The organism is Bacillus sp. FSL R7-0672, assembly GCF_038601465.1.
GTDB lineage: Bacteria > Bacillota > Bacilli > Bacillales > Bacillaceae > Bacillus > Bacillus pumilus.
This window is the reverse complement of record NZ_CP152010.1, coordinates 2,405,923-2,432,308: the sequence shown is the minus strand read 5'-3', so window position 1 is coordinate 2,432,308 and position 26,386 is coordinate 2,405,923. Positions and strand designations below refer to the sequence as shown.

The window sequence follows — 26,386 nt, the reverse complement described above, 5'->3', positions numbered from 1 at the left end:
ATAAAATAAAAATTGAAACCCCTCAGGCCACTCTAGTATAATAGTGTGGTTGAGGGGTGAATTTATGTTATTATCCAAAATGCGCTGGGAATATGAACATCCAAGCGAAGAAAAAGTGAAATCACTCTCTGAAAATCTGAATATTTCAGCGCTGACTGCATCGCTTCTTGTAAAAAGAGGACTCGAAGAAGTAGAAGAAGCGAGGTCTTTTTTATTTGATCAAAAAGCCGAATTTCATGATCCATTTCTTTTAAAAGGAATGAAAGAAGCAGTAGAGCGCATCAACAAAGCGATCGAAGAGCAGGAATCGATTGTGATCTTCGGAGACTATGATGCGGATGGTGTGACAAGTACGTCTGTGCTTTTACATACATTAAAAGAGTTGTCTGCGAAAGTAGACTTTTATATTCCAGATCGATTTAAAGAAGGCTATGGGCCTAATGAACAGGCTTTTCGATATATCAAAGAGCAAGGCGCATCGCTTGTCATCACCGTCGATACAGGCATTGCAGCTGTAAATGAAGCACGTATTGCAAAAGAAATAGGGTTAGACCTGATCATTACAGATCATCATGAACCAAGTGAGGAGCTTCCTGAGGCACTTGCGATTGTCCATCCTAAGCAGCCGGGATGTGAGTATCCGTTTAAAGAACTTGCCGGTGTAGGCGTAGCGTTTAAAGTGGCGCATGCTCTTCTTGGAAAGCTGCCAACTCAGCTGTTAGATCTTGCGGCAATTGGGACAATAGCGGATCTTGTGCCGCTTCATGATGAGAATAGATGGCTCGCTAAAAAAGGGCTTATGCAGCTTAGGCAGTCGAATAGACCGGGGCTGAAGGCGTTATTAAAAGAAGCAGGTGCTACTCTTGAAGAAGCAAATGAGGAAACGGTCGGCTTTCAAATTGCGCCAAGGCTGAATGCTGTAGGGCGAATTGAACAGGCCGATCCAGCTGTTCATCTTCTCATGACAGAGGATAAGGATGAAGCAGAAGAACTCGCTCGTTTTGTACAAGAACTGAATAAAGAACGTCAAAAAATTGTGAGTACGATCACAGAAGAAGCCATTCAAATGGTGGAAGAGACAGGTGATGACCAGTCTGCAATCGTTGTAGCGAAAGCTGGCTGGAATCCGGGTGTTGTCGGAATTGTTGCCTCTAAATTGACGGATAAATTTTCTCGTCCGGCGATTGTGCTTGGAATAGATGAAGAGACGCAAATGGCAAAAGGATCAGCGCGGAGTATTCCTGGCTTCGATCTATTTTTCCATTTAAGCAAATGCCGCGACATTCTGCCGCATTTCGGCGGGCACCCGATGGCTGCGGGTATGACACTTCGGGCGAATGATGTTCCTTTACTAAGGGAAAGATTAAATCAATATGCGAATGAAACGTTGACAGAAGAAGATTTTATTCCGATTCAGCGGGTTGATGCTGTATGCAAGGTAGACGAATTGACGGTTGAAGCGATTGAAGAAGTGGGGATGCTGTCACCATTTGGCATGCAGAATCCAAAGCCGTTCATCATGATTGAAGATGTGAGACTTGAAGAAATCCGAACAATTGGAACAAATCAGAATCATATTAAAATGTCTCTGAAAGATGAAGATAAGCTGCTTGACTGTGTCGGTTTTCATCAAGGTCAATTAAAAGAAGAAGTTGTCACAGGTAGCCGCATTTCCGTCATTGGTGAAATGTCCATCAATGAATGGAATAACCGGAAGAAACCACAGCTCATGCTAAAAGATGCCCGAGTAGATGAATGGCAGCTGTTTGATTTGCGCGGCAAAAAGGATTGGGAAAAGACCATCTCCACGCTTGATCCAGAAAAATATGTGGTGGTCTGTTTTGACGAAGAAACAAAACAGGAAGTCAAAATCCCGATTCATCATGTCCATGCAGAAAATGTTTCAACATTCGATGTAGAAGGCAAGTATGTCGTCTTTGCAGATGTTCCTGCAGATGAACACTTGCTAAGGCAGCTGTTAGAAAACCAAAAGCCAGCTAGAGTTTATACGGTTTTCCAAAGAAAAGAAGATCATTTCATGTCCGCTTTCCCTAGCCGTGATCAATTCAAATGGTTTTATGGATTCTTGTTAAAACGAGGAAGTTTCCCTCTCAAGGAACAAGGAATGGAGCTTGCGAAACATAGGGGCTGGACAAAAGATACAATGATTTTTATGACAAAGGTGTTTTTTGAACTTGGTTTTGTTAAAATAGAGAATGGTGTGCTGTCAATAGTACGTGATGCCCCTAAAAAAGATTTAACAGCATCAGCATCCTATACAGCAAAACAACGATTGATGGAACTCGATCAAACACTAACATATTCCTCAGCCAAAGAGCTGAAGGAATGGCTGAATAGCATGATGAGCGAAGTCTCACCTGTGCTTTGACGTACGAGGAGGAAAAGGAAAAGATGGATTTAAAACAATATGTGACAGTTGTACCTGACTACCCAAAGGAAGGTGTACAATTTAAAGATATTACAACGTTAATGGATAAAGGCGAAGTGTACCGTTATGCAACGGATCAAATCGTTGAATACGCGAAGGAAAGAGACATTGATCTCATTGTTGGACCTGAAGCGCGTGGATTCATTATTGGCTGCCCTGTAGCATACGCACTTGGTGTAGGTTTTGCACCAGTTCGTAAAGAAGGAAAGCTTCCTCGTGAAGTCGTTAAAGTCGAATACGGCTTAGAATATGGGAAAGATGTATTAACGATTCATAAAGATGCGATTCGTCCTGGTCAACGTGTATTGATTACAGATGACTTACTTGCGACTGGTGGAACAATTGAAGCGTCCATCAAGCTTGTAGAGGAATTGGGCGGCGTTGTGGCAGGAATTGCATTCTTGATTGAGCTGACGTATCTGGACGGCAGAAAGAAGCTTGACGGTTACGACATCTTGACGTTAATGCAATACTAATGGAGTTTTACGAAAAAAGCACTCGGTAAGAAGGGTGCTTTTTTCCTATCAAAAATCTTTTAGCGGACTTCTTCTCTTTACATCTATCGAATTTTTCTTGATAATAAACTACAATACAGTTTTCATTTAAAAAGGTGATTCCATGGCGAACGAACAAGTTTTAACGGCGCAGCAGGTCATTGACAAGGCAAGAGAATACCTGTCCGCTGAACATATTCAATTTATAGAGCGAGCATATGAATATGCTGAAAATGCACATAAGGAGCAATACCGGAAGTCTGGTGAGCCTTATATTATCCACCCAATTCAAGTGGCGGGGATTCTTGTTGACCTTGAAATGGACCCATCGACCATTGCAGGCGGTTTCCTGCACGATGTTGTCGAGGATACAGATGTGACATTACAGGATTTAAAAGAGTATTTTAACGAAGAAGTTGCGATGCTTGTTGATGGTGTAACAAAGCTCGGGAAGATTAAATATAAATCACAAGAAGAACAGCAGGCCGAAAACCATCGAAAAATGTTTGTGGCAATGGCGCAGGATATACGCGTCATCTTGATTAAACTGGCAGACCGTCTGCACAATATGAGAACGCTCAAACATCTTCCTCAGGAAAAGCAACGTAGAATTTCAAATGAAACTCTTGAAATCTTTGCACCGCTTGCGCACAGATTAGGGATTTCAAAGATTAAGTGGGAGCTTGAAGATACAGCGCTCCGTTACTTAAATCCGCAGCAATATTACCGGATCGTGAATCTCATGAAGCGCAAACGAGCGGAACGTGAGGAATACTTGGATGAGGTTGTCAATGAAGTAAAAGATCGTGTGTCAGAGGTAAACATCAAGGCTGAATTTTCCGGAAGACCAAAGCATATTTATAGTATTTATCGCAAAATGGTCCTGCAAAATAAGCAGTTTAATGAAATTTATGATCTGCTGGCCGTTCGTATTTTGGTTGACAGCATTAAAGACTGCTATGCCGTGCTCGGGATTATCCATACATGCTGGAAGCCGATGCCAGGCAGGTTTAAGGATTATATTGCAATGCCAAAGCCGAACATGTACCAATCGCTTCATACAACAGTGATTGGGCCAAAAGGTGACCCGCTTGAAGTTCAAATCCGAACAGTGGAAATGCATGAAATTGCAGAGTACGGAATTGCTGCGCACTGGGCATACAAAGAAGGAAAAGAGTCAGCAGAATCAACGGAGGAAGCTGTCTTCCAGAAGAAGCTCTCTTGGTTTAGAGAAATCCTTGAATTCCAAAATGAATCGACAGATGCAGAAGAGTTTATGGAATCGTTAAAGATCGATCTCTTCTCTGATATGGTGTTTGTCTTTACTCCAAAAGGAGACGTCATTGAACTGCCATCGGGTTCCGTGCCGATTGACTTCTCTTACCGGATTCACTCGGAAATTGGGAACAAAACGATCGGTGCGAAGGTCAACGGAAAGATGGTCACGCTCGATCATAAATTGAAAACAGGTGACATTATTGAAATTCTGACATCAAAGCACAGCTATGGGCCAAGTCAGGATTGGGTCAAACTTGCCCAAACCTCCCAAGCGAAGCACAAGATCAGACAGTTTTTCAAAAAACAGCGCCGTGAAGAAAATGTCGAAAAAGGCCGAGAACTCGTGGAGAAAGAAATCAAAAACCTTGAGTTTGATGTCAAAGACATCCTGACAGCTGAAAACCTGCAAAAAGTGGCTGACAAATTTAATTTTTCAAACGAAGAGGATATGTATGCAGCGGTTGGTTATAACGGAATTACTGCACTCCAAGTCGCCAATCGTTTAACTGAAAAAGAAAGAAAACAAAGAGATCAAGAAGAACAAGAAAAAACGGTTCAAGAAGTGACAGTAGAGCCAAAGACATATCACGGGAAGAAACGAGAAGCAGGTGTAAGAGTCAAAGGGATAGATAACCTGCTTGTCCGCTTATCTAAGTGCTGTAACCCTGTTCCAGGTGATAGCATTGTTGGTTTTATTACGAAAGGCCGAGGCGTATCTGTTCACCGTGATGACTGTCCGAACGTGAAGACAGGAGAAGCGCAAGAACGGTTAATTCCGGTAGAGTGGGAGCACGAACAGCCTGCTCGAAACCGTAAAGAATACAATGTGGAAATTGAAATACTAGGATATGATAGACGCGGCTTACTCAATGAGGTGCTTCAAGCAGTCAACGAAACCAAAACGAACATCTCGTCGGTTTCTGGTAAGTCTGACCGTAACAAAGTGGCGACGATCCATATGGCGATCTTTATCCAAAACATTAACCATTTGCACAAAGTGGTAGAACGCATTAAACAAATCAAAGACATCTACTCTGTTCGCCGATTCATGAATTAGAAAGGAAGTATATCGTCTATGAGGCTTGTTGTGCAGCGTGTGACAAGTGCATCTGTGAAGGTAGAAGAAGAGATCACAGGTGCCATCAATGAAGGATATATGGTACTCGTTGGTGTCACACACGAAGATACAGAAGAAGATGTGCATTATTTAGCTGATAAGCTTGCACATTTACGTATTTTTGAGGATGAAAACGGGAAAATGAATCATTCGTTATTGGATGTAAAAGGAAGCGTGCTGTCTGTGTCTCAGTTTACTCTTTATGGTGATACGAGAAAGGGCAGAAGGCCAAATTTTATGAAAGCAGCCAAGCCAGATGCTGCGAACGCCCTTTACGAAAGTTTCAATAAAGCCCTTAGAGAAAAAGGTATTCATGTAGAAACTGGCCGCTTTGGCGCGATGATGGATGTGTCATTGACCAATTCAGGGCCTGTGACTATCTGGATGGATAGCAAAGAATAGATTCACTTTAGACTGTAGATAAACTCTTGCAGGAGTTTGTTTAGAGTCTTTTTCTTTTGCGATCAAACAAAAAAGAGGCGCAGTGGCCTCTTTTTTCTAGCGGAAATATTGTTTTAATCCTTCTGTCATTCCTTCTGTGACTCGTTCTTGGTAAGAGGCGCTATAAATGATGGCTTCCTCCTGAGGATTGCTTAAATAGCCGAGTTCATATAAAAGAGAAGGACGTTTGTTTTCTCTTAACACAAAATAATCTCCGAATTTGACACCCTTATCAGGGATTTGAGAGCGTTTAGCGACTTCTGTATGAACGTTTGTCGCTAATTGCTGGTCTTTTGCTGCTTGATAATAATATGCCGTACTTCCTCTGACACTTGGGTCCATAAAACTATCATAATGAAGACTAATAAATGCATCTGCATTTCTGTAATGAGATGTTGCAACCCTCGATTGAAGGCTGATAAAAGTATCTTCACTTCTTGTTAAATAGACATTTGCACCAGAAGCCCTTAATTTTCCTGCCAGTAAATTGGCGGTTTTGATGGTAATGTTCTTCTCAAACGCACCATCTGCTCCAATCGTGCCGCTGTCTTTTCCGCCATGACCTGGATCAAGAACAATCGTTTTTCCTTTTAAAGAACCAGTTCCTGATGAAGAATCCTGCTGTGGTCTTGGTGCCTCGCTGCTATTTTTATTCGTTTGAACGACCCAGCTTGCCACATAACCAGTTCCGCCGTTAGATAGTGTCACCTCGTACCAGTCACCTTGCGTGCGAACAATTTGATAGGCAGCGCCTTTTGTGGCTCTTTCTGCAATCTGAGCAGAGGTAGAAGCACTTTTTCGAATGTTGGTGCCATCGTAGACAATGTACGCTTTCTTTTGGGAAGCCGAAGAAGATGGATTCTTTTCACCAGCCGAACTCGCTCCATTGCTTGTGACGATGTAATAGCTTGCTGCCCAGCCTTTCACGCCTTTTGCCTCAATTTCATACCAGCCGTTCTGCTCGCGCAAAATGGTGATCTGTGTGTTGCGGGCAAGTGAAGCGACGACTTGTGCATTTGGTGCCGCCGATTGCCTTACATTCAAGCTCGATACGCCAACTGTGCCTGTCTGTTTAGAGCGAGAGGACTCGCCAGAGCTTGATTGAGCAGCTTTTTGGCCGCCTGACACATAATCAGAGTGAACCCAGCCTACTGCTTGTTTATACGAAATTTTTGTCCATTCGCCGCTTGTCTGCAGCTTTTTAGCGGAAGCGCCTTGCGGGAAAGTTCCGACGACTTGATAGGAAGTCCCAGGGCCTGTCCGTATGCGAAGATCAGAGGCTGTCGATGTAATGGAACCGCTGCCTGCTGAGCTTTGATTTTGCGTCTTTGGCTTAGCGGAGTTTTGGCCGCCAGATGATGTCGTAATCAGCCATGAGACGACCCACCCTTTTTGACCGTTCGATAGCCCGATCTGCACCCATTCTCCTTGTTTCGTGAGAATGGGATAGCTTTCTCCGCGCTTCACAACAGCTGCGATTCCATAGCTTAAGCCAGGGCCCGTTCTCACATTGATTTCATCTGTAGCGACCACAGCTTGATCTGTTTGTGCTGTAGCATGTGTCATAGGCAAAGTACTTGCAATGAGAACAAAACAGGTAAGCAGCATCATCATTTGATTGTGTTTTTTTAGTTTCAAAACGGTGTTTTCCCTCCCTTGTAAAACCGATGAATGTAAATTCGTTATGTAATGGACTAATTCCTTGCAGTTTCCCTAATAAAAATGAATCAATCTGTTTATACTAAATAAAAACGTGATAAAAGGATGTACAAACATGAGATTAAGTAGAAAATTAGGACGAGTGCAATATAATGGACATCGTGATATCGATCGCTGGCAGCACGACGAAATGGATCAACCAGGCTTCCTTGAAGAAACCGCATCTGAATACGGATGTACGTCAAAAGAAGAGCTGGAAAAGAAAAAGAGGCCCGGCAAGGGTTGACAGAGTGGCAGCACCGACCTTATTATAATATAAATCAACACACTTGAAAATTTAAAATGTGGAACTGATGATAGAGAATAGTAGGGTAAATTGCGTGAGCAGAGAGGAATCGCCTTAGGCTGAAAGCGAATCCGCATGGCATTTATCACGAAAGAACACTCTGTAGGTTTCCTGCTGAACGCTCTAAAAATGAGTCAATAGGCGGAGAACGTGAATCTGCGTTAAGGATTTGAGCGGGAACATGGCTAGATCATGTTCCAACTAGGGTGGCACCACGGGTATAACTCTCGTCCCTACTATACACATAGTAGAGGCGGGGGTTTTTTATATGTCCACATAAAAAAATGAATGATGGTCGTAGGAGGACGAAAAATGAGTTTTAATATTCCAAGAGGCACACAGGATATTTTACCTGGAGAGTCAGAACGCTGGCAGTATGTTGAACAAATTGCAAGAGATACATGTGCAGCCTTTCAATACAAAGAAATCCGCACACCGATTTTTGAGCATACAGAGCTGTTTGCACGGGGAGTAGGCGAATCAACCGATATCGTTCAAAAAGAGATGTATACATTTGAAGATAAAAAGGGGCGCAGCATCACACTTCGTCCAGAGGGAACGGCATCAACCGTACGTTCTTATGTTGAAAATAAATTATTTGCACAGCCGACTCAGCCAACAAAGCTGTATTACATTGGGCCAATGTTCCGCTATGAACGTCCGCAAACGGGAAGATATCGTCAATTTTATCAGTTTGGGATTGAAGCGATCGGTTCAAAGGATCCAGCCATTGATGCAGAAGTTATTTCCCTTGCGATGAGTGTTTATGAGAAAGCAGGTCTTTCAAACTTAAAGCTCGTCATTAACAGCCTTGGTGACAAAGAGAGCCGTGCAGACTACCGCAAGGCACTTGTTGAGCACTTTGAGCCAAGAATCGATGAATTCTGTCATGACTGTCAAACCCGTTTACATCAAAATCCGCTGCGAATTCTTGATTGTAAAAAGGATCGTGACCACGAATTGATGGCAATGGCTCCATCCATTCAAGATTACTTAAATGATGAATCACGGACTTATTTTGAAAAGGTCAAACAATACTTAACAGATATAGGCGTTGAATATATCGTCGATCCGAACTTAGTGCGCGGCCTTGATTACTACAATCACACGGCATTTGAGATCATGAGTAATGCTGAAGGCTTTGGTGCGATTACCACATTAGCCGGCGGAGGCCGATATGATGGACTTGTTGAAGGAATTGGCGGTCCTGAATCACCAGGAATCGGTTTTGCTATGAGTATTGAGCGTTTCCTATCAGCAATCGATGCTGAAGGAATTGATCTTCCACTGCAAGATGGCATTGATCTATACATTGCTGCACTCGGTGATGATGCGAAAGATTACGCTGTTTCATTATTAAATCGTCTGAGAAAAGAAGGCATTTCAAGCGAAATGGACTATACAGGGAAGAAATTAAAAGGACAATTTAAAGCGGCTGATCGATTAAAAGCCAAGTTTATTGCAGTCCTTGGTGAAGATGAGCTGGCGCAGCACATTGTGAATGTAAAAGATACGACAACGGGTGAACAAATTGAAGTGAAGCTTGATGAGCTGATTCAAATGATGAAGGCCCACAAGAAGGCGTAAAGAAGGAGTGGAATGTTTGTGTTTGGTAGAACTTTTTATTGTGGAGAAGTAACAGAAGACCAAATCGGTCAAACCGTTGTACTAAAAGGGTGGGTTCAAAAAAGACGTGACCTTGGCGGATTAATCTTTATTGATCTGCGTGACCGTACAGGAATTGTACAAGCTGTTTTCAATCCAGACCTTTCAAAAGAGGCACTCGAGACAGCAGAATCGATTCGTAATGAATATGTCCTTGATATTAAAGGAACGGTTGTCGCAAGAGAAGAAGCAACGATCAATCCAAATCTAAAAACAGGGAAAATTGAAATACAAGTCGAAACGGTCAGCGTGTTAAATGAAGCGAAGACCCCTCCTTTTGTCATTTCAGATCAAGCGGACGAGGTATCAGAAGATGTGCGCTTAAAATACCGTTACTTAGACCTTCGCCGTCCTGCTATGTTTGAAACGATGAAAATGCGACATGAAGTCACAAGAGCATTCCGCCATTTCTTAGATGACAACGGCTTTCTAGATATTGAAACACCGATTTTAACTAAAAGTACGCCAGAGGGTGCACGTGACTATCTTGTTCCAAGCCGTGTACACGAAGGAGAGTTCTATGCCTTGCCTCAGTCCCCGCAATTATTTAAACAATTGCTGATGGTCTCAGGAATGGATCGATACTATCAAATTGCCCGCTGCTTTAGAGATGAAGACTTGCGTGCTGACCGTCAGCCGGAATTCACACAAGTCGATATCGAAATGTCCTTTATGAGTCAAGAGGACATTATGACGCTTGCTGAAGAGATGATGGCAAAGGTGATGAAAGATGTCAAAGGCGTAGATTTGACATTGCCATTACCTCGCATGACTTATGATGAAGCGATGAACTCTTATGGTTCTGATAAACCAGATACACGTTTTGAGATGAAGCTTGTCAACATTTCAGACACGGTAAAAGACTCTGATTTCAAAGTCTTTAGCGGAGCTGTAAAAAATGGTGGAACTGTGAAAGCCATCAATGTCAAAGGGGCTGCAGCGAACTACTCAAGAAAAGACATTGATGCCCTTGGTGCATTTGCTGCGAACTACGGTGCAAAAGGTCTAGCTTGGCTTAAAGCAGAAGGGACAGAATTAAAAGGGCCGATTGCTAAATTCTTTGACGAAGCAAAGCAAGCAGAATTAAAAGAGCAGCTTCAAGTCGAAGAAGGCGACCTTTTACTCTTTGTTGCAGATAAGACGTCTGTTGTCCATGACGCACTTGGCGCCCTTCGCCTAAAACTCGGCAAAGAGCTTGAACTCATCGATGAGTCTCGATTCAACTTCTTATGGGTTGTTGATTGGCCGCTGCTTGAAAAAGATGAAGAAGAAGGCCGCTTCTATGCTGCCCATCATCCTTTCACAATGCCAGTACGCGACGATCTTGAATTAATTGAGACAAGCCCAGAAGACATGAAGGCACAGGCATACGACCTTGTCCTGAATGGCTATGAGCTTGGCGGAGGTTCGATTCGTATTTTCGAAAAGGACATTCAAGAAAAAATGTTTAGCTTACTTGGGTTTTCAAAAGAAGAGGCTTATGAACAATTCGGCTTCCTTCTAGATGCTTTTGAGCACGGTGTTCCTCCGCATGGCGGAATCGCGCTTGGTCTTGACCGCTTAGTGATGCTGCTTGCCGGCCGCTCTAACCTAAGAGACACGATTGCGTTCCCGAAAACGGCAAGTGCGAGCTGCGTGTTAACAGATGCTCCAGGCCTTGTGAGCGAAGCGCAGCTTGATGAGCTAAGTTTAGCCATTAAAACAAAAGTAAAACAGTAAAATAGACGCATGGATATAGGCATGTAAACGCTTGAAAAAGCGGCATGCCTATGATATGCTTTCTTCAATCAATAAATAAAGTCCTGATACGTACGGTGGTTACCTAGTTTTGACCGAACATTTTTTTATACGGGAGCTTGCCTTTCCTTTCTGCATAAATGCCTCTTTAGAGGAATTATAAAGTCAGGAAGAAAGCACCCACCTGCATGGTGCGGGGTTCAAAACGAAGGAAAAGCTGACGGCGTTGTCGGGACTTTTTTGTGTTTTTTTCTTTTTCAGAAGGATGACGAAGAAGGTTGAATATGATATGATTCTTTCGATTCATTTTAAATAAAGGTGGAGTGAGGCACTTGTTACATCAGTTTTCAAGAAACGAGCTTGCCATTGGCAAGGAAGGCTTAGATATATTAAAAAACAGTACAGTGGCAGTGCTTGGTGTGGGCGGCGTTGGTTCATTTGCAGTTGAGGCACTCGCTCGTTCAGGTGTTGGCCGTATTGTTCTTGTTGATAAAGATGATATTGATATTACAAATGTAAATCGTCAGCTGCCAGCATTGCTTTCAACAGTTGGTCAGCCGAAGGTTGACTTAATGCAGGCGAGAATCGCTGATATTAATCCAGAATGTGAAGTTGTTGCACTCAAGATGTTTTATACAGAGGAAACATATGAGCAATTTTTTGAATATCCACTTGATTATGTCATCGATGCGTCAGATACGATTCACTATAAAATTCATTTAATGAAAGAGTGTCTGAAACGAGGTGTGAACATCATTTCGAGTATGGGAGCAGCAAACAAAACAGATCCGACCCGCTTCAAAATTGATGACATTTCAAAAACACATACCGACCCAATTGCAAAAGTCGTGAGAACGCGTCTACGCAAAGAAGGGATTCGTAAAGGGATTGAAGTCATCTTCTCTGATGAAAGTCCGATTGTGATTCGCGAAGATGTCAGAAAAGAAGTTGGAAATGATGAAGCGAAGATTCGCAAGGCACAAATGCCGCCATCATCCAATGCATTTGTCCCGTCTGTTGCAGGATTGATCATGGGTGGTCATGTCATTATGCAGCTTTTGAAAGATATTCCAATTACACGTGTGAAAGATAAATAAACAGCCCACCTGCTAATAGGGGGACTGACCCCCGTTTTTGAGACAGGGATCAAAACACCTTTATACAGCCAATTGCCGATAGTTTATCGGTGATTGGTTGTTTAGTTTCGTTTGAATACGGATGTTGTTATAATAATAAATGTATTCTTTGACAGTGCGTTCTACGATGCTGGTCGTAGTGCGGTCAATCCTGTTAAGATAGAACGTTTCAGACTTTAGTGAGGAATGAAACGATTCGATGGAGGCATTATCAGCGGGCGTCCCTTTACGGGACATGCTCATGGTAATGCCTTTTATATGAACAGCTTTCTGATACTCGTAAGATGTATACACAGAACCTTGATCGCTATGTAACACGCAATTCTCAGGCAGTGCTGGGAGCTGATTAAGTGTGTTTAAGATAAAGTCTGTGTCCTGCTTATCACCAATCGTAAAAGCAATCACTTCTCCATTATATAAATCCAATATACTGGAAAGGTACAATTGTTTCTGTCCATAAGGCAAATACGTGATGTCCGTTACTAGTTTTTCAAGAGGGCGATCAGACTGAAAGTTCCGATCCAGTATATTACTGGCCACGGCATAGGGCTGCCCATTCTTCTTACGCTTTTTCATTTTAACCCGGCATTGCCACTGGTTTTTCTGCATGATACGTTGAACAGTTTTATGGTTAATACGCATTCTCCTTTTTAGTATGGCTGTGATTTTTCGATAACCATATCGATATTTGTGCTTTCGGCACAACGTGCCGACCTGTTTCTCTAGTTGTCTTTTAGAATGATTCTGAGTCAGATCCTTTTTCCATCTATAATACGAAGTACGTAAGATGCCTAAATGGACACAGATGTCCTGTACCGTCATCGTTTTGCACAATTCTTCTACCAGTTTGATTGACGTTTCCTTATCAACTTCCTTTCCAATTCGTTGTACTTTTTTAAAACTTCATTCTGTTGACTCAAATAGCGATTTTCTGCCTGCAGTCTCTCTAATTCGGAAGAGTACTCGGGACCCTTTCCATAGGTATATTGTTTTCCAACAGGCTGTTCGAACCGGTGTGTATCCCCAGCCTTATGCCACCTCACCCATGTCTGAACCTGCGTCTTATTCTTGATATTCAATTTCTGCATGATCTCTTTCATAGGTACGCCTGCCAATCTCATTTCTACAGCCTTCTGTTTGACTTCAACCGGATAACTCACTCTTGTCCCCATAGAAAAAACACCTCCATGTTTTATTTCGGATCACAACGATCCATTTTCAAACTTGAAGGTGTTTTTTATTTGTCTCATCTTATGGGGTCAGTTCCTAGGCAGGGGGCTTTTTTTATTTTTGGCGTTTTAAGTTCTCATATACCTGTTTCAGTGCGCCTTCAAATTTACCTGTTTGCTTCGGTTCATAGTATTGCTTGTTTTTCAGCGGATCAGGTAAGTACTGCTGCTTCACCCAGCCGTTTTCATAATCGTGTGGGTATAAGTAATCGACACCTCTGCCGAGTGCTGTAGCTCCTTTGTAGTGAGCATCCTTTAAATGAACAGGGATTTCACCAATTTTCCCTGAACGAATGTCACCAAGTGCCGCATCGATCGCCTTATATGCTGAGTTGGACTTAGGAGAAAGACACAGTTCAATGACTGCGTTAGCCAGCGGAATTCGGGCTTCCGGGAAGCCGACTCTTTCTGCTGTTTGAACAGCGCTTAACACACGAGGGCCTGCCTGCGGACTAGCTAAGCCAATATCTTCGTAAGCCATCACGAGTAATCTCCTTGAAATGCTTTCAAGGTCTCCTGCTTCAATCAGTCTGGCAAGGTAATGCAGCGCCGCATCTGCGTCAGATCCTCTAATGGATTTTTGAAAAGCCGAGAGGACATCATAATGAGCATCACCATTCTTATCATGTGAGAAGCTCTTTTTTTGTAAACATTCTTCTGCTGCGGCAAGAGTAATCATAATATGCCCAGCCTCATCTGCTTTTGTCGATAAAACAGCTAGTTCTAACGCATTTAAAGCAGAGCGTACGTCTCCGCCGCATCCATTGGCAAAATGATTCATCGCTTCATCGTCTACTGCCACCTCATACCCGCCAAGTCCGCGATGTTCATCCTGTAACGCTCTTGTTAATGCAGCCTTGATTTGCTCTGTTTCAAGCGGTTTTAGCTCAAATATTTGTGTCCGGCTTCGAATGGCAGGGTTGATCGCATGATAGGGGTTAGCCGTCGTTGCGCCAATTAAAATGATCATGCCATTTTCTAAATAAGGAAGAAGAAAATCCTGCTTTCCTTTATCAAGCCTGTGAACCTCGTCTAAAATGAGGATGACCTGGCCGCTCATTTTCGCTTCAGCGGCGACAGCTTCCATATCCTTTTTGTTATGAATGACCGCATTCAACGTCCGAAACGCAATGCTTGTACTGCCAGCGATCGCCGTCGCAATCGATGTTTTTCCGATGCCCGGCGGTCCGTATAAAATCATCGAGGATAAATGTTTTGCCTCGACCATTCGTCTAATAATTTGACCTTCTCCAACGAGATGCTCCTGCCCAATGATGTCTTCAATATGACTTGGGCGCATCCGGTACGCTAAAGGTTTCATGATTATCTCTCCTAAAGCAATGTCTTGTTTGTATAGAGTACCGAAATTTCTTCAAATAGAAAAGGGATGCGTCCTCTTATCGCGCTCAGAACCGGCAAATGAAAGTTGGCTGAAAGTATGATATAATTGCTTTTGGTCTATATAAGCGTATATGAAATCAGAAAAATAATTGATGACATAGAAATAGAAAACGCAGAGGTGTTTAACTTGAAAATTTCTACTAAAGGCAGATATGGTCTGACGATCATGATCGAATTAGCCAAAAAACATGGCGAAGGCCCTACATCATTAAAATCAATCGCTCAAAACAATAATTTGTCTGAGCATTATTTAGAGCAGCTTGTATCACCACTTCGGAATGCTCGTCTTGTGAAAAGTATTCGCGGTGCATATGGCGGCTATGTTCTTGCACATGAACCAAACGAGATCACAGCCGGTGATATTATTCGTGTATTAGAAGGACCGATTAGTCCTGTCGAAGTCATTGAAAACGAAGAACCAGCAAAGCGTGCACTTTGGATTCGGATTCGTGATGCAGTAAAAGACGTACTGGACAATACAACTCTTGAAGACTTGGCAAGCTATCAAGATGACGAGGATCAAGAGGCGTATATGTTCTATATTTAGATCAGAGGTGTACCGGGAATGGAACGTATCTATTTAGATCATGCAGCCACAACGCCGATGGATCAGCGTATTGTGGACAAGATGATGCCTTACTTTACAGAGATATTTGGCAATCCCTCTAGTATTCATTCATATGGGCGCGAGGCAAGAAAGTGGCTCGATGAAGCAAGAGAAGTGATTGCAGGAGAATTACACTGTAAACCACAGGAGATCATCCTCACAAGTGGAGGAACAGAGGCGGACAACCTGGCGATTACAGGTGTGGCCATGGCAAGACAGCATGAAGGAAAACATATCATCACAGCAAAAACAGAGCATCATGCGGTGCTGCACACATGTGAACGCCTAGAGAAGCTAGGATTTGACGTGACATATTTAGATGTGGATGAAACTGGATTGATTCATCTTGAACAACTAAAACAAGCACTAAGAGATGATACGATTCTTGTGACCATCATGTACGGCAATAATGAAACAGGTGTGATTCAGCCAATCAAAGACATTGGCGAGCTTTTACACAATCACACTGCTCATTTTCATACAGACGCCGTGCAGGCGTTTGGAACAATGCCAATCGATGTAGCAGACCTTCATATTGATCTCTTATCTGCTTCTGGCCATAAGCTAAATGGTCCAATGGGAACGGGCTTTTTATATGTAAACGAAGGCGTGAAACTTTCTCCGCAAATTTTCGGAGGAGAACAAGAAAGAAAACGCCGTGCTGGCACTGAAAATGTGGCAGGGATCGTCGGACTTGCAGAAGCTGTTCAATTAACGAAGCAAAATAGAAGAGAAAAAGCCATGCATTATGGTAAGCTCAAAGAAATCATGCTACAAGTATTCGAAGAGGAATCACTTACTTTCTCTATCAATGGGCACCCGGAAGAGACATTGCCGCACATTTTAAATGTTCATTTCCCGGGCGTTTCTATCGAATCGTTACTTGTGAATTTAGATATGGAAGGAATTGCTGTTTCAAGTGGATCTGCATGTACGGCTGGATCCGTCCTTCCTTCGCACGTGTTAAGCGCCATGTATGGCGAAGAAGCAGACAAGCTGACGTCCTCAGTCAGAATAAGCTTCGGTCTTGGGAATGAAGAGGATCATGTGAAGCAGGCGGCGCGCAAGATAGTAGCTGTTGTCAAACGCTTAGCCAAATAAACGTTCCTCTTTTGTTCGTGTGTGTGAAAAATGAAACAGCCAGGCACCTGAAGAACGAAACGCACATGCTGTTTCATTGAAAATGGAGTTGATGAAGATGACAAAAAGACCAGAAGACACAAGAGTTGTGGTCGGTATGTCCGGAGGAGTCGATTCATCAGTTGCTGCTCTTATGCTAAAGGAGCAAGGCTATGATGTAATCGGCATATTTATGAAAAACTGGGATGACACAGATGAAAATGGTGTATGTACAGCAACGGAGGACTATGAGGATGTCATCCGCGTATGTAACCAAATTGGAATCCCTTATTATGCAGTGAATTTCGAGAAGCAATATTGGGACAAAGTGTTTCAATATTTCCTTGATGAATATAAAGCGGGCAGAACGCCAAACCCTGATGTCATGTGTAACAAAGAAATTAAGTTCAAAGCGTTCCTTGAGCACGCATTGTCACTCGGTGCGGATTATTTAGCAACAGGTCACTATGCGCGCGTCGACAGAACTGGCGATGAAGTTAAAATGCTAAGAGGTCTTGATGCCAACAAAGACCAAACGTATTTCTTAAATCAGCTGACTCAGGAACAGCTTGATAAAGTCATGTTTCCAATCGGTGATCTAGAGAAAAAAAGGGTTCGTGAATTGGCAAAAGAAGCAGAGCTCGCAACAGCAACGAAAAAAGATTCAACGGGTATTTGCTTTATTGGAGAAAGAAACTTTAAAACGTTCCTCAGTCAATATTTGCCTGCCCAGCCTGGCGTGATGCAGACGATGGACGGAGAAGTTAAAGGGGAGCACGATGGACTGATGTATTACACGATCGGTCAGCGCCAAGGTCTTGGCATTGGCGGTAGCGGTGATCCTTGGTTTGTCGTTGGAAAAGACTTGGAACAAAATATCCTGTTTGTCGAACAAGGTTTCCATAATCCACTTTTATATTCTGAAAGCATTTCAGCCGTCAATATCAGCTGGACTCGTCCTCATATTGTCGGTGAAAACGGTGAATTAACCTGCACAGCTAAATTCAGATACCGTCAAGAAGATCACCATGTGAAGGTGAAAATGACAGGTGAGCAAGAAGCGATGGTCATCTTTGATGAACCCGTTCGTGCTGTCACACCAGGACAAGCGGTTGTCTTTTATGATGGCGACGAATGTCTTGGCGGCGGAACAATTGACGATGTCTTTAAGGACGGCCAAAAGCTGTCGTATGTGTAACATGTTTTCAAAACCTCAACGTCGCTGTTGAGGTTTTTTAATGAAAGGATGAGAGAGCGAATGAATCATAACGAAATCGGCATAGAAGCCTTAAATCAGGGGAACATCGAAAAAGCAGCAGAAGCTTTTACGAAAGCCATTGAAGAAAGCCCGAAAGACCCGGTTCCATATATTAACTTTGCGAACTTGCTTTCAAGCATTAATGAATTTGAACGTGCGTTAAACTTCTTTCAAAAAGCAATAGAACTTGATCACGCCGCAGCTGCAGCCTATTACGGGGCAGGAAATGTATACACATTAAAAGAAGACTTTATGAAAGCAAAAGACTATTTTGAACAAGCACTACAAGCTGGGATGGAAAATAGTGATTTATTTTATATGCTGGGCCAAACGCTCATCAAATTAGAGCAGCCGAAGCTTGCGATGCCTTATCTTCAGCGTGCCATCGAACTGAATGAAGATGATAATGAAGCAAGATTTCAATTTGGCATGTGCTTAGCCAATGAACAATTGCTGGAAGAAGCGGTGACGACCTTTACCGAGGTGATCGCGCGTGATCCGCAGCATGCAGATGCCTTTTATAATTTAGGGGTTGCGTATGCATACTTAGAGAAAAAAGACGCAGCACTTGAGATGCTAGGAAAAGCCATTGACGTGCAGCCTGACCATATGCTGGCACTACATGCGCAAAAGCTGATTCAAGAAGCAGAATAGACGGAAGGAGGGAAGACCTGTGCAGGAACATCCAGATCAAATGAAGCTTGAGGACGAACCGTTTTTAAAGGGGACAGTTCAAGCCGTTATTTTCCATAATGAAAGTAATTTATACTCGGTGTTAAAGGTGAAAGTCATTGAAACATCGGAAAACTTAGAGGAAAAAACAGCATCTGTCACAGGCTACTTCCCAGCACTTCATGAGGAAGAAACTTACACCTTCTATGGCAAAGTCACAAGCCATCCGAAATTTGGTGAACAGTTTCAGGCGACTCATTTTCAAAAGGAAGTACCGACAACAAAGCAAGGAATCATTCATTATCTCTCAAGTGATTTATTCGAAGGGATAGGGAAAAAGACGGCGGAAGAAATTGTAGGGCAGCTTGGCACCCAGACGCTTCATAAAATTATGCATGACCCAGCGGTTTTGTATGACGTTCCGCGCTTATCAAAAAAGAAGGCAGATAAGCTGGCCGCAGCACTCCAGGAGCATCAAGGATTGGAACAAATCATGATCAGCCTGAATCAATACGGCTTTGGTCCGCAGCTCAGCATGAAGATTTATCAAGTGTACGAGAGTGAGACGCTGCAGAAGATTGAAGAAAACCCGTATCAGCTCGTCAAGGATGTCGAAGGGATCGGATTTATTAAGGCGGATGAACTTGGCGCTAGAACCGGCATCTTAGGAAATGACCCAGAGCGAATCCGTGCAGCCTTGCTTTATACAGTGGAGACAGCCAGCCTTCAGGACGGTCATACGTACATACAAACAAAGGATTTGATCGTCGAAACCCGAAAACTGCTCAATCAGACAGGCAATGAGTACAAAGTGACGGAAATGGACGTCGCCAATCAGATCATTGCACTTGGCGAAGGGAAAGAGATGATCATTGAAGATGAGCGCTGCTATCATCCGTCCTTATTTTATGCCGAGCAAAGTGTCGCCAAACGTATACAAAAAATCGTCTCCCAAACGGAATATGCAGACCAATTCCCTGAATCAGAATTTCTGCTAGCTCTTGGTGAGCTCGAGGAACGGCTGGGCGTCCAGTATGCACCGACACAAAAGGAAGCGATTCAAAAGGCGCTCATGTCCCCAATGCTGCTTTTAACAGGCGGACCTGGGACTGGGAAGACAACAGTCATTAAAGGGATTGTTGAGCTTTACAGCGATCTTCACGGGGTATCTCTTGATCCGAGTGATTACAAAAAAGATGAATCCTTTCCATTTGTGCTTGCGGCGCCAACTGGACGAGCAGCTAAACGGATGACAGAATCAACAGGGCTTCCAGCTGTGACGATTCACCGGCTGCTTGGTTGGAACGGGTCAGAGGGATTCTCGCATGATGAAGAACAGCCGATTGAAGGAAAGCTTGTCATCATTGATGAATCAAGTATGCTAGATATTTGGCTTGCGAATCACTTGTTTAAAGCCATTCCTGATCATATCCAAGTGATCATGGTGGGGGATGAACACCAGCTTCCGTCTGTCGGACCAGGCCAAGTGTTAAGAGACTTGCTTGCATCACAAGCTGTGCCAGCTGTTACCCTGACAGATATTTACCGTCAGGCAGACGGCTCCAGCATTGTTGAACTTGCACATGATATGAAAAATGGCGTCCTGCCAAAGGATATTACCGCACGTTCAAAGGATCGATCTTTCATAAAATGCTCAGTTGATCAAATGAAAGAAGTGATTGAGAAAGTCGTCAGCAATGCTGCTCAAAAAGGCTATTCAGCTAAAGACATTCAAGTGCTTGCGCCCATGTATAAAGGAAAAGCAGGCATTAATGAGCTCAATAAAATGCTGCAGCACATTTTGAATCCTAAAAAACCAAAGGGCAGAGAAATCCCATTTGGTGATGTCGTGTACCGGACCGGTGATAAAGTGCTTCAGCTTGTGAATCAGCCGGAGAACAATATTTTTAACGGTGATATTGGCGAGATTGTCTCGATTTTCTATGCGAAAGAAAACACGGAAAAAGAAGACATGGCTGTGATCTCCTTTGATGGGAATGAAATCACCTTTACAAAAAAGGATTTTCATCAATTTACACATGCCTATTGCTGTTCGATCCACAAATCACAAGGCAGTGAATTCCCCATCGTTGTGCTTCCAGTCGTGAGAAGCTACTATAGAATGCTTCGGCGAAATCTGCTGTACACAGCCATTACACGAAGTAAAAAGTTTTTAATTCTGTGCGGCGAGGAATCAGCACTGGAGTGGGGCGTGAAAAATAATGAGGATTCGCTCAGACAAACGTCCTTAACGATGCGGCTCGTGCAAACCGAAGAGGTTATGGATGCGGAGCTTGCAGCACTTCAAAAAGAACTGCCGTTTAGCGTGCATGATGCAAATATCGGTATGGAGGGAATCACTCCATTTGATTTTATGCATGAATAAAAGGCTTCCAGATGGGAGCTTTTTTAGCATGAAAAGAAATCTCATATTTCGTTCATGGAAGCCATTTCTTCGTATGAGTCTTGACGCAAACGCACACGATAAGACTGTTCCGCAAAAGGTGGTTGAGCACATTTTGAGAACATGTCGAGAGCTTGAAGGAATGTCAATCTATACAGGTGAAACGTCTCATTCACTTGGTTCGATAAAAGATATTTGTTTATTAGCCGGAGGCAACTGCGGAGGATATGTGTTAGATGGGAAAAAGAAAGACTGTGCACTCGTTCCATTCTCGGCTGGGGATCAGCTGACAGACAAGGGCTTATATGTGAGCTGCCAGGAGGGAATAGGCATGGAATCCTCCGCCCCATCCTTCTTATTTTCGAAATTGAAAAAGAAAATGATGCAGTCGCCTGACGGTGAAAATTTAGGCATTTTAGAAGATGTATACTTTTGCACAAATTCGGGCACAATCGTAGCATATGAACTCTCGGACGGCTTCTTTACAGAGCTATCAGGGATTCGAAAACAGCTTCAGGCTGCCGGAACCTTGATCAACGTTCAAAAGGAAGCACTTGTTCTAAACCGAACGTAAAGAGGTGCTGATTATGCTCATTTGCCCAAATTGCAAATGTAAAGACATCGGAAAAATTGGGGTCAATCAATATTATTGCTGGGGCTGTTTTATTGAATTGACGCTGTCAAAAGGCAAAATATCTACACACCAAGTGGAAGAAGACGGAACACTAAGCAGCTTAGATGATCTGTTTAGTGATGATGAACGTTCAATTCAACTATAAGTGTTAAGGGGGAATTTCGAATGGGCAAAATGACTTCTTCACTATTAACGCTTGGTGCAGGTGCACTCGCATATCACTTTGCAAGCCGATATGATATGCCATCAAAGCGGGATATGAAAAAGCTAAGAAAACGCGTTATGAGAATGATGTAAGCAAATAATTGTTGGCAAAGGGCTAAAATGACCTTCATTTTAGCCCTTTGTTTTCATTTTCAGCGTGATATAAAACCTTTGAAGTCTAGGAAGGGCGAGCATCGGAACGGAGCGAATTTGACATTCGTGAGTACTGGAGCGCAGACCTGACACCGAATGCGAGGGTTTGCCTACACGCTGAGACATCCGCCAAAAGCGGATGTCTTTTTTATGCCTGCCTATATTCTAATCGGCGCGCGAGTAATGATAAGCTGAAATTGACGACAAAATACATCATTGCCGCTAATAAGAAAATGGGCAGTAAGTAAGATTGGCTCTGACCGTTTAATATTTGAGCGTGATGCAATAGTTCTGGAAGGGCAATCACAACGGCAAGCGATGTATCTTTTAAAAGAGAAATAAATTGACTGACAATCGGCGGTACCATTCGGCGTAAAGCCTGCGGCATAATAATCATTTTTAACGTTTGGATATAGGTTAAACCAGAAGACCTGGCTGCTTCGATCTGTCCCTTATCAATTGATTTTAAACCGCTTCGAATAATTTCTGACAGCATTGCTGATTCAAATACGGTTAAAGCTGCAATAGCTGAGGCTGTAATGCTCAGCTTAATGCCGATTTCGGGCAGTGCAAAATATGTGAAAAAGATGATCAATAAGAGCGGCAGGTTTCGAATGGTTTCGACGACGACTGCAACGATCTTTGATAAAACTGGAATTTGAGCGAACCGTAATGTGCCAATGACTAATCCAATGAGAAAGCTCAAAATGATGGAGATAAAAGCCACTTTTAAGGTGACAGCAAATCCTTCAAGTAAAAAGGCGAGATGATCAGGCTGGTAGGCACCTAGAAAATCCATGGTGTTTCCTCCTTTCTAGTGGCTTCTTGCTAATCTTTTTTCTAAATAACCAACGCCTAAACTGAGCGGAATTGTTAATAGCAGATAGAACATGGCAACAAAGATGTAGACATCGAATGTTACAAATGTTCTAGAAGCGATGAGGTCTCCTTGATACATAAGATCAAACCCTGCAATGACACCTAAAATAGAGGAGTTTTTGACAAGGTTAATAAATTGATTCCCAAGAGGGGGAATGACAATTTTAATTGCTTGCGGCAGAATGATATACCGCATCGTCCCGCCATAGGATAGACCTGAAGCACGGGCTGCTTCCATTTGTCCAAGCGGTACAGCTTGTATCCCTGCGCGAATGGCTTCAGCAATAAAGGCAGAGGTATAAATGGCAAGGGCAATTGTGCCAGCGGTGAAGCCATCTGCTACAATGCCTAGCACGGGTAATCCAAAGAAGAAGACAAATGTAATCAATAATAACGGAATATTCCGAACAAATTCCACGTAAGCCGTTCCTAACCAGTTGAGCGGCCTAAGTGGCGCAATTCTCATAATGGCAATGAGTGTACCGATCAAAAAGCTTCCAATCAAAGCAATGACACTTGCACCAATGGTATATTTAAAGCCTTCTACATAAAGATGAAAATTTTCAATAAGAATGGAAAACCGTAGCAATCAGTTCACTTCCTTCCTGATCAACAGGTGAGCCAATGAGCGGCTCACCCTGAGAGAATCATTCTTCACAAGTCAAACGGTTATTCTTTGATCCATTTTTGATGAATCTTGTCATACTCTCCATTGTCTTTTAAGGTTTTTAGGGCTTTATTGATCGCAGCTGTTAATTTCTGATCACCTTTTTTCACAGCAATACCATAAGGCTCATCTGTAAAGGTGCCGCCGACGACTTCGTAATTTGAATCCTCATCTGCCATACCAAATAAGATCGCATTATCGGTTGTCAGCACTTGCCCTTGGTTTGATTTTAAAGCTGTAAAAGCCTCCTGATAGTTCTCAAATTCTAATACAGACGCTTTAGGTGCTTTTTCGCGGATATTTTGAGAAGAAGTAGATCCTTTCACTGCAAGCACTTTCGTCCCTTTTTTAAGATCATCAATCGATTGAATGTCGCTTCCTTTTTTCACAAGCAGTGATTGTCCTGCTTCAAAGTAAACATCTGAGAAATTGACTTCTTTTTTACGCTCTTCGGTAATCGTCATGGTCGCGACGATCGCATGAATATCTCCTTTTTGCAGTAGTGGAATTCTCGTTTTTGATGTCACTTCTTTGAATTCTGCTTTTCCTTCATCACCGAGCATTTCCTTTGCGATAGCTTTTGCAATATCGATATCAAACCCTTCGATATCTCCACTGCTAGGATTTTTGAGACCGAAGAGACGTGTATCATTCTTGACCCCGAATATGATTTTTTTGTCTTTCTGAATGGTTTCTAAAGAGCTTCCTTTTTTTGCATCAGTCGAGCCTTTTTCAGCAGATCCGCAAGCAGCCAATGCAGCAATACAGCAAGTCATAAAGAGTAGTAGGCCAAAGCGTTTCATTTTTTTCATCAAATCATTCCCCCTAGTGATTTAAAATACGGCTTAAAAAGAGCTGAGCGCGTTTCTCACGCGGTTTCTCATAAAATGCAGCCGGTGTTGACTCTTCAAGAACTCTGCCTTCATCAATAAAGACAATACGGTCGGCGACTTCTCTGGCAAATCCCATCTCATGAGTGACGACAACCATGGTCATTCCTTCTCGGGCGAGCTGCTTCATCACATCTAGTACCTCTCCGATCATCTCTGGATCAAGTGCGGATGTCGGTTCGTCAAACAGCATGACCTCTGGCTTCATCGCAAGCCCTCTTGCAATGGCAACACGCTGCTGCTGTCCGCCTGAGAGTCTTGAAGGGTAGGCGTCCGCTTTATCAGGAATACCGACTTTATTTAAATAAAATTCGGCTGTTTCCCTCGCTTCTTCCTTGCTCACCTTTTTCACCTTCATTGGCGCAAGCATAATGTTTTCAAGCACCGTCTTATGAGGGTAGAGGTGAAAATGCTGAAACACCATCCCAATATTTTGCCTGACAAGATTGATGTTGGTCTTCGGATGCTGAACAGGCACTTCGTTGACGAGTACCTTTCCCTCATCAATGCTTTCAAGACGATTGATGCATCTGAGCATCGTGCTTTTACCTGATCCTGAAGGACCGATGATCACGACAACCTCACCTTTTTGAATATGTAGGTTAATGTCTTTCAGTACATGGAACTGGCCATAATGCTTGTTGACTTCTTCGAATGTGATCATGAAGAACCTCCTCTTGTACATGATGGAATATTCAGTGTAGACATTTTAGTGACTTTGGATGGAGCTGTATGTTTCATGTGTATTCATTTTTAACAAAGTTAGGACAAATTTTATTTACATGGATAATTACAGAAGATGGATAAACAATAAGAAAAGAGGTGAAAAAGGTGAAGAAACGTCCGGTCCAATTTCTGATATATGCCGCAGGGGTCCTGCTTGTCCTTGCATCCTTGCTCATTTTACTGCAGCTCGACGAGTTATGGATGCCTATTTTTTTGTTGTTCAAGGCGGTTCTAATTCCGCTTCTCATTGCCATTTTTATTTCTTATCTGCTTTATCCGATAGTGGAAAAATTGCACGAGAGGGGCTTACCAAGGACTGTTAGTCTCTTATTGATTTATGTACTGTTTTTTGGCGGGATTGGGCTTGCGGTTTATAAAGGAGCGCCTGTCATGATCAAGCAGTTAAATGAGTTGTCAGAACAAATTCCTGTGCTTGCTGAAACGTATAATGGCGCTTTATCACATATTCATCATCATACAAGCCATTGGCCTGACGGACTTCACGACCGTTTGGATCGCTTAATTGTTCAATCGGAGACATATGCAGCTAACGGCGCGGAGCGGATGATTCTTAGCTGTAAAGTATTACTTGATTACGCATTAATTGCAGCACTCATTCCTTTTCTTGTTTTTTATATGGTGAAGGACATGAATACGATGAAGCGGGCTGCATGGTATTTGACGCCGCCATCTTTTCGGAAGAGGGGACATGCGTTTGTGAAGGCAGTTGATGAATCACTTGGTAATTATATTAGAGGGCAGCTGCTTGTCTGTTCATTAATTGGGGGGGCAGCAGCCATTGTGCTCTGGCTGTTTCATATCCCGTATCCGCTTGTCCTAGGTATGCTGATTGGCGCAACGAATGTCATTCCGTATTTTGGACCGATTATCGGTGCGGTTCCCGCTGTCTTTATTGCGTTTACCATCTCGGTTAAATCGGTTATGATTGTGCTGATTACAGTAGCGGTGCTGCAATTTTTAGAAAGCAACATCCTCAGCCCGATCATCGTAGGGAGAAGCCTTCATATGCATCCTGTCGTCATTATGCTCGTCTTGATTGCAGGAGGAGAGTTATTTGGTTTAATTGGCATGATTTTAGCCGTACCAACTGCCGCTATAATCAGAGTGATCATTGTGCAATATATTCTCATGAGACGAAGCGTTCATTGACAAGAGGAGCCGAGTTGTCTATAATAATTTCGATTCATACTACATACTGAA

24 protein-coding genes, 1 other RNA gene and 2 other annotated features (1 of these 27 cut by a window edge) are annotated in these 26,386 nt (G+C 42.9%); of the genes, 18 read left to right on the top strand and 7 right to left on the bottom strand.

What is annotated here, in order from left to right; genetic code table 11:
- Nucleotides 1-64 precede the first annotated feature (64 nt).
- From recJ to dtd, 4 genes are all read left to right on the top strand, one after another.
- Nucleotides 65-2,389, top strand: coding sequence for a single-stranded-DNA-specific exonuclease RecJ (gene recJ / locus MKY18_RS12310; RefSeq protein ID WP_185107048.1), 2,325 nt, complete (start codon nucleotides 65-67; stop codon nucleotides 2,387-2,389).
- Nucleotides 2,390-2,412: 23 nt separating this feature from the next.
- Nucleotides 2,413-2,925 carry an adenine phosphoribosyltransferase gene (locus tag MKY18_RS12305; RefSeq protein WP_003216770.1) on the top strand — a complete coding sequence of 171 codons (513 nt, stop codon included), beginning with the start codon at nucleotides 2,413-2,415 and terminating at the stop codon, nucleotides 2,923-2,925.
- A 142-nt stretch (nucleotides 2,926-3,067) separates the two neighbouring features.
- Nucleotides 3,068-5,278, top strand: a complete 2,211-nt coding sequence (locus tag MKY18_RS12300) for a bifunctional (p)ppGpp synthetase/guanosine-3',5'-bis(diphosphate) 3'-pyrophosphohydrolase (protein WP_044140028.1) — start codon at nucleotides 3,068-3,070, stop codon at nucleotides 5,276-5,278.
- A gap of 18 nt (nucleotides 5,279-5,296) precedes the next feature.
- Nucleotides 5,297-5,740, top strand: coding sequence for a D-aminoacyl-tRNA deacylase (gene dtd, locus MKY18_RS12295; RefSeq protein ID WP_044140029.1), 444 nt, complete (start codon nucleotides 5,297-5,299; stop codon nucleotides 5,738-5,740).
- A 96-nt stretch (nucleotides 5,741-5,836) separates the two neighbouring features.
- Here the strand turns inward: dtd and MKY18_RS12290 are convergent, their stop codons facing one another.
- Nucleotides 5,837-7,417: an SH3 domain-containing protein gene (locus tag MKY18_RS12290; RefSeq protein WP_106065668.1), complete on the bottom strand. Its 1,581-nt coding sequence runs from the start codon at nucleotides 7,415-7,417 to the stop codon at nucleotides 5,837-5,839.
- A 136-nt stretch (nucleotides 7,418-7,553) separates the two neighbouring features.
- On the opposite strand from MKY18_RS12290, the gene MKY18_RS12285 reads away from it, so the two are divergent.
- From MKY18_RS12285 to MKY18_RS12265, 5 genes are all read left to right on the top strand, one after another.
- Nucleotides 7,554-7,724, top strand: a complete 171-nt coding sequence (locus MKY18_RS12285; RefSeq protein WP_157957781.1) for a YrzK family protein — start codon at nucleotides 7,554-7,556, stop codon at nucleotides 7,722-7,724.
- A gap of 58 nt (nucleotides 7,725-7,782) precedes the next feature.
- Nucleotides 7,783-8,022 (top strand) — a binding site (T-box leader).
- Between the two features lie 74 nt (nucleotides 8,023-8,096).
- On the top strand, nucleotides 8,097-9,371 hold the full coding sequence (gene hisS, locus MKY18_RS12280; RefSeq protein WP_185107046.1) for a histidine--tRNA ligase: 1,275 nt from the start codon (nucleotides 8,097-8,099) through the stop codon (nucleotides 9,369-9,371).
- 18 nt (nucleotides 9,372-9,389) lie between these two features.
- Nucleotides 9,390-11,168 carry an aspartate--tRNA ligase gene (gene aspS, locus MKY18_RS12275; protein WP_185107044.1) on the top strand — a complete coding sequence of 593 codons (1,779 nt, stop codon included), beginning with the start codon at nucleotides 9,390-9,392 and terminating at the stop codon, nucleotides 11,166-11,168.
- A 77-nt stretch (nucleotides 11,169-11,245) separates the two neighbouring features.
- Nucleotides 11,246-11,426, top strand: a non-coding RNA gene (ssrS, locus tag MKY18_RS12270) — 6S RNA.
- A gap of 92 nt (nucleotides 11,427-11,518) precedes the next feature.
- Nucleotides 11,519-12,283, top strand: a complete 765-nt coding sequence (locus tag MKY18_RS12265) for a tRNA threonylcarbamoyladenosine dehydratase (protein ID WP_003216704.1) — start codon at nucleotides 11,519-11,521, stop codon at nucleotides 12,281-12,283.
- Between the two features lie 60 nt (nucleotides 12,284-12,343).
- Here the strand turns inward: MKY18_RS12265 and MKY18_RS12260 are convergent.
- Nucleotides 12,344-13,494, bottom strand: a protein-coding gene (locus tag MKY18_RS12260; RefSeq protein WP_185108217.1) for an IS3 family transposase whose coding sequence is annotated in 2 segments (ribosomal slippage) — nucleotides 12,344-13,221 and nucleotides 13,221-13,494 — 1,152 coding nt in all. Because the reading frame shifts where the segments join, the coding sequence is not laid out codon by codon here.
- A gap of 112 nt (nucleotides 13,495-13,606) precedes the next feature.
- Nucleotides 13,607-14,872 carry a replication-associated recombination protein A gene (locus MKY18_RS12255; protein WP_065098515.1) on the bottom strand — a complete coding sequence of 422 codons (1,266 nt, stop codon included), beginning with the start codon at nucleotides 14,870-14,872 and terminating at the stop codon, nucleotides 13,607-13,609.
- Nucleotides 14,873-15,079: 207 nt separating this feature from the next.
- Between MKY18_RS12255 and MKY18_RS12250 the strand changes: the two genes are divergently transcribed.
- The 8 genes from MKY18_RS12250 to MKY18_RS12215 all read left to right on the top strand — a co-directional run bounded on the left by MKY18_RS12250 (nucleotide 15,080) and on the right by MKY18_RS12215 (nucleotide 21,943).
- Nucleotides 15,080-15,499 (top strand): Rrf2 family transcriptional regulator, encoded by a 420-nt coding sequence (locus MKY18_RS12250; protein ID WP_044139599.1) that lies wholly within the window; start codon nucleotides 15,080-15,082, stop codon nucleotides 15,497-15,499.
- 18 nt (nucleotides 15,500-15,517) lie between these two features.
- The gene (locus tag MKY18_RS12245; RefSeq protein WP_106066921.1) at nucleotides 15,518-16,660 is read left to right on the top strand and encodes a cysteine desulfurase family protein; all 1,143 of its coding nucleotides are present in this window, start codon (nucleotides 15,518-15,520) and stop codon (nucleotides 16,658-16,660) included.
- Nucleotides 16,661-16,757: 97 nt separating this feature from the next.
- Nucleotides 16,758-17,876 (top strand): tRNA 2-thiouridine(34) synthase MnmA, encoded by a 1,119-nt coding sequence (mnmA, locus tag MKY18_RS12240; protein WP_003216305.1) that lies wholly within the window; start codon nucleotides 16,758-16,760, stop codon nucleotides 17,874-17,876.
- Nucleotides 17,877-17,936: 60 nt separating this feature from the next.
- Entirely contained in the window at nucleotides 17,937-18,590 is a 654-nt protein-coding gene (locus MKY18_RS12235; RefSeq protein WP_044139597.1) for a tetratricopeptide repeat protein, read from the top strand.
- A gap of 19 nt (nucleotides 18,591-18,609) precedes the next feature.
- Complete coding sequence (locus MKY18_RS12230) at nucleotides 18,610-20,994, top strand: ATP-dependent RecD-like DNA helicase (protein ID WP_342497523.1); 2,385 nt, start codon at nucleotides 18,610-18,612, stop codon at nucleotides 20,992-20,994.
- A gap of 28 nt (nucleotides 20,995-21,022) precedes the next feature.
- Nucleotides 21,023-21,586 carry a prc-barrel domain-containing protein gene (locus MKY18_RS12225; RefSeq protein ID WP_342497522.1) on the top strand — a complete coding sequence of 188 codons (564 nt, stop codon included), beginning with the start codon at nucleotides 21,023-21,025 and terminating at the stop codon, nucleotides 21,584-21,586.
- A 13-nt stretch (nucleotides 21,587-21,599) separates the two neighbouring features.
- The gene (locus tag MKY18_RS12220; RefSeq protein WP_003216308.1) at nucleotides 21,600-21,791 is read left to right on the top strand and encodes a hypothetical protein; all 192 of its coding nucleotides are present in this window, start codon (nucleotides 21,600-21,602) and stop codon (nucleotides 21,789-21,791) included.
- A gap of 20 nt (nucleotides 21,792-21,811) precedes the next feature.
- A complete protein-coding gene (locus tag MKY18_RS12215) occupies nucleotides 21,812-21,943 on the top strand; it encodes a YrzQ family protein (protein ID WP_003216198.1) in 132 nt (43 codons plus the stop codon).
- A gap of 208 nt (nucleotides 21,944-22,151) precedes the next feature.
- Here the strand turns inward: MKY18_RS12215 and MKY18_RS12210 are convergent, their stop codons facing one another.
- The 4 genes from MKY18_RS12210 to MKY18_RS12195 form a co-directional block, all read right to left on the bottom strand.
- Entirely contained in the window at nucleotides 22,152-22,802 is a 651-nt protein-coding gene (locus MKY18_RS12210) for an amino acid ABC transporter permease (protein ID WP_065098512.1), read from the bottom strand.
- Nucleotides 22,803-22,817: 15 nt separating this feature from the next.
- Nucleotides 22,818-23,471, bottom strand: a complete 654-nt coding sequence (locus MKY18_RS12205) for an amino acid ABC transporter permease (RefSeq protein WP_003216507.1) — start codon at nucleotides 23,469-23,471, stop codon at nucleotides 22,818-22,820.
- Nucleotides 23,472-23,551: 80 nt separating this feature from the next.
- Nucleotides 23,552-24,361: a transporter substrate-binding domain-containing protein gene (locus MKY18_RS12200; protein ID WP_065098510.1), complete on the bottom strand. Its 810-nt coding sequence runs from the start codon at nucleotides 24,359-24,361 to the stop codon at nucleotides 23,552-23,554.
- A gap of 13 nt (nucleotides 24,362-24,374) precedes the next feature.
- A complete protein-coding gene (locus tag MKY18_RS12195) occupies nucleotides 24,375-25,103 on the bottom strand; it encodes an amino acid ABC transporter ATP-binding protein (RefSeq protein WP_044139592.1) in 729 nt (242 codons plus the stop codon).
- A 167-nt stretch (nucleotides 25,104-25,270) separates the two neighbouring features.
- On the opposite strand from MKY18_RS12195, the gene MKY18_RS12190 reads away from it, so the two are divergent.
- Nucleotides 25,271-26,335: an AI-2E family transporter gene (locus tag MKY18_RS12190; RefSeq protein WP_342497521.1), complete on the top strand. Its 1,065-nt coding sequence runs from the start codon at nucleotides 25,271-25,273 to the stop codon at nucleotides 26,333-26,335.
- 46 nt (nucleotides 26,336-26,381) lie between these two features.
- Nucleotides 26,382-26,386, top strand: a binding site (T-box leader); it runs 204 nt beyond the window's last position.

Excerpts from the sequence above, each read along its gene's own strand:
- recJ (WP_185107048.1), top strand. The coding sequence starts at position 65 with ATGTTATTATCCAAAATGCGCTGGGAATATGAACATCCAAGCGAAGAA.
- MKY18_RS12305 (WP_003216770.1), top strand. The coding sequence starts at position 2,413 with ATGGATTTAAAACAATATGTGACAGTTGTACCTGACTACCCAAAGGAA.
- MKY18_RS12300 (WP_044140028.1), top strand. The coding sequence starts at position 3,068 with ATGGCGAACGAACAAGTTTTAACGGCGCAGCAGGTCATTGACAAGGCA.
- dtd (WP_044140029.1), top strand. The coding sequence starts at position 5,297 with ATGAGGCTTGTTGTGCAGCGTGTGACAAGTGCATCTGTGAAGGTAGAA.
- MKY18_RS12285 (WP_157957781.1), top strand. The coding sequence starts at position 7,554 with ATGAGATTAAGTAGAAAATTAGGACGAGTGCAATATAATGGACATCGT.
- hisS (WP_185107046.1), top strand. The coding sequence starts at position 8,097 with ATGAGTTTTAATATTCCAAGAGGCACACAGGATATTTTACCTGGAGAG.
- MKY18_RS12255 (WP_065098515.1), bottom strand. The coding sequence starts at position 14,872 with ATGAAACCTTTAGCGTACCGGATGCGCCCAAGTCATATTGAAGACATC.
- MKY18_RS12245 (WP_106066921.1), top strand. The coding sequence starts at position 15,518 with ATGGAACGTATCTATTTAGATCATGCAGCCACAACGCCGATGGATCAG.
- mnmA (WP_003216305.1), top strand. The coding sequence starts at position 16,758 with ATGACAAAAAGACCAGAAGACACAAGAGTTGTGGTCGGTATGTCCGGA.
- MKY18_RS12235 (WP_044139597.1), top strand. The coding sequence starts at position 17,937 with ATGAATCATAACGAAATCGGCATAGAAGCCTTAAATCAGGGGAACATC.
- MKY18_RS12225 (WP_342497522.1), top strand. The coding sequence starts at position 21,023 with ATGAAAAGAAATCTCATATTTCGTTCATGGAAGCCATTTCTTCGTATG.
- MKY18_RS12220 (WP_003216308.1), top strand. The coding sequence starts at position 21,600 with ATGCTCATTTGCCCAAATTGCAAATGTAAAGACATCGGAAAAATTGGG.
- MKY18_RS12215 (WP_003216198.1), top strand. The coding sequence starts at position 21,812 with ATGGGCAAAATGACTTCTTCACTATTAACGCTTGGTGCAGGTGCACTC.
- MKY18_RS12210 (WP_065098512.1), bottom strand. The coding sequence starts at position 22,802 with ATGGATTTTCTAGGTGCCTACCAGCCTGATCATCTCGCCTTTTTACTT.
- MKY18_RS12200 (WP_065098510.1), bottom strand. The coding sequence starts at position 24,361 with ATGAAAAAAATGAAACGCTTTGGCCTACTACTCTTTATGACTTGCTGT.
- MKY18_RS12195 (WP_044139592.1), bottom strand. The coding sequence starts at position 25,103 with ATGATCACATTCGAAGAAGTCAACAAGCATTATGGCCAGTTCCATGTA.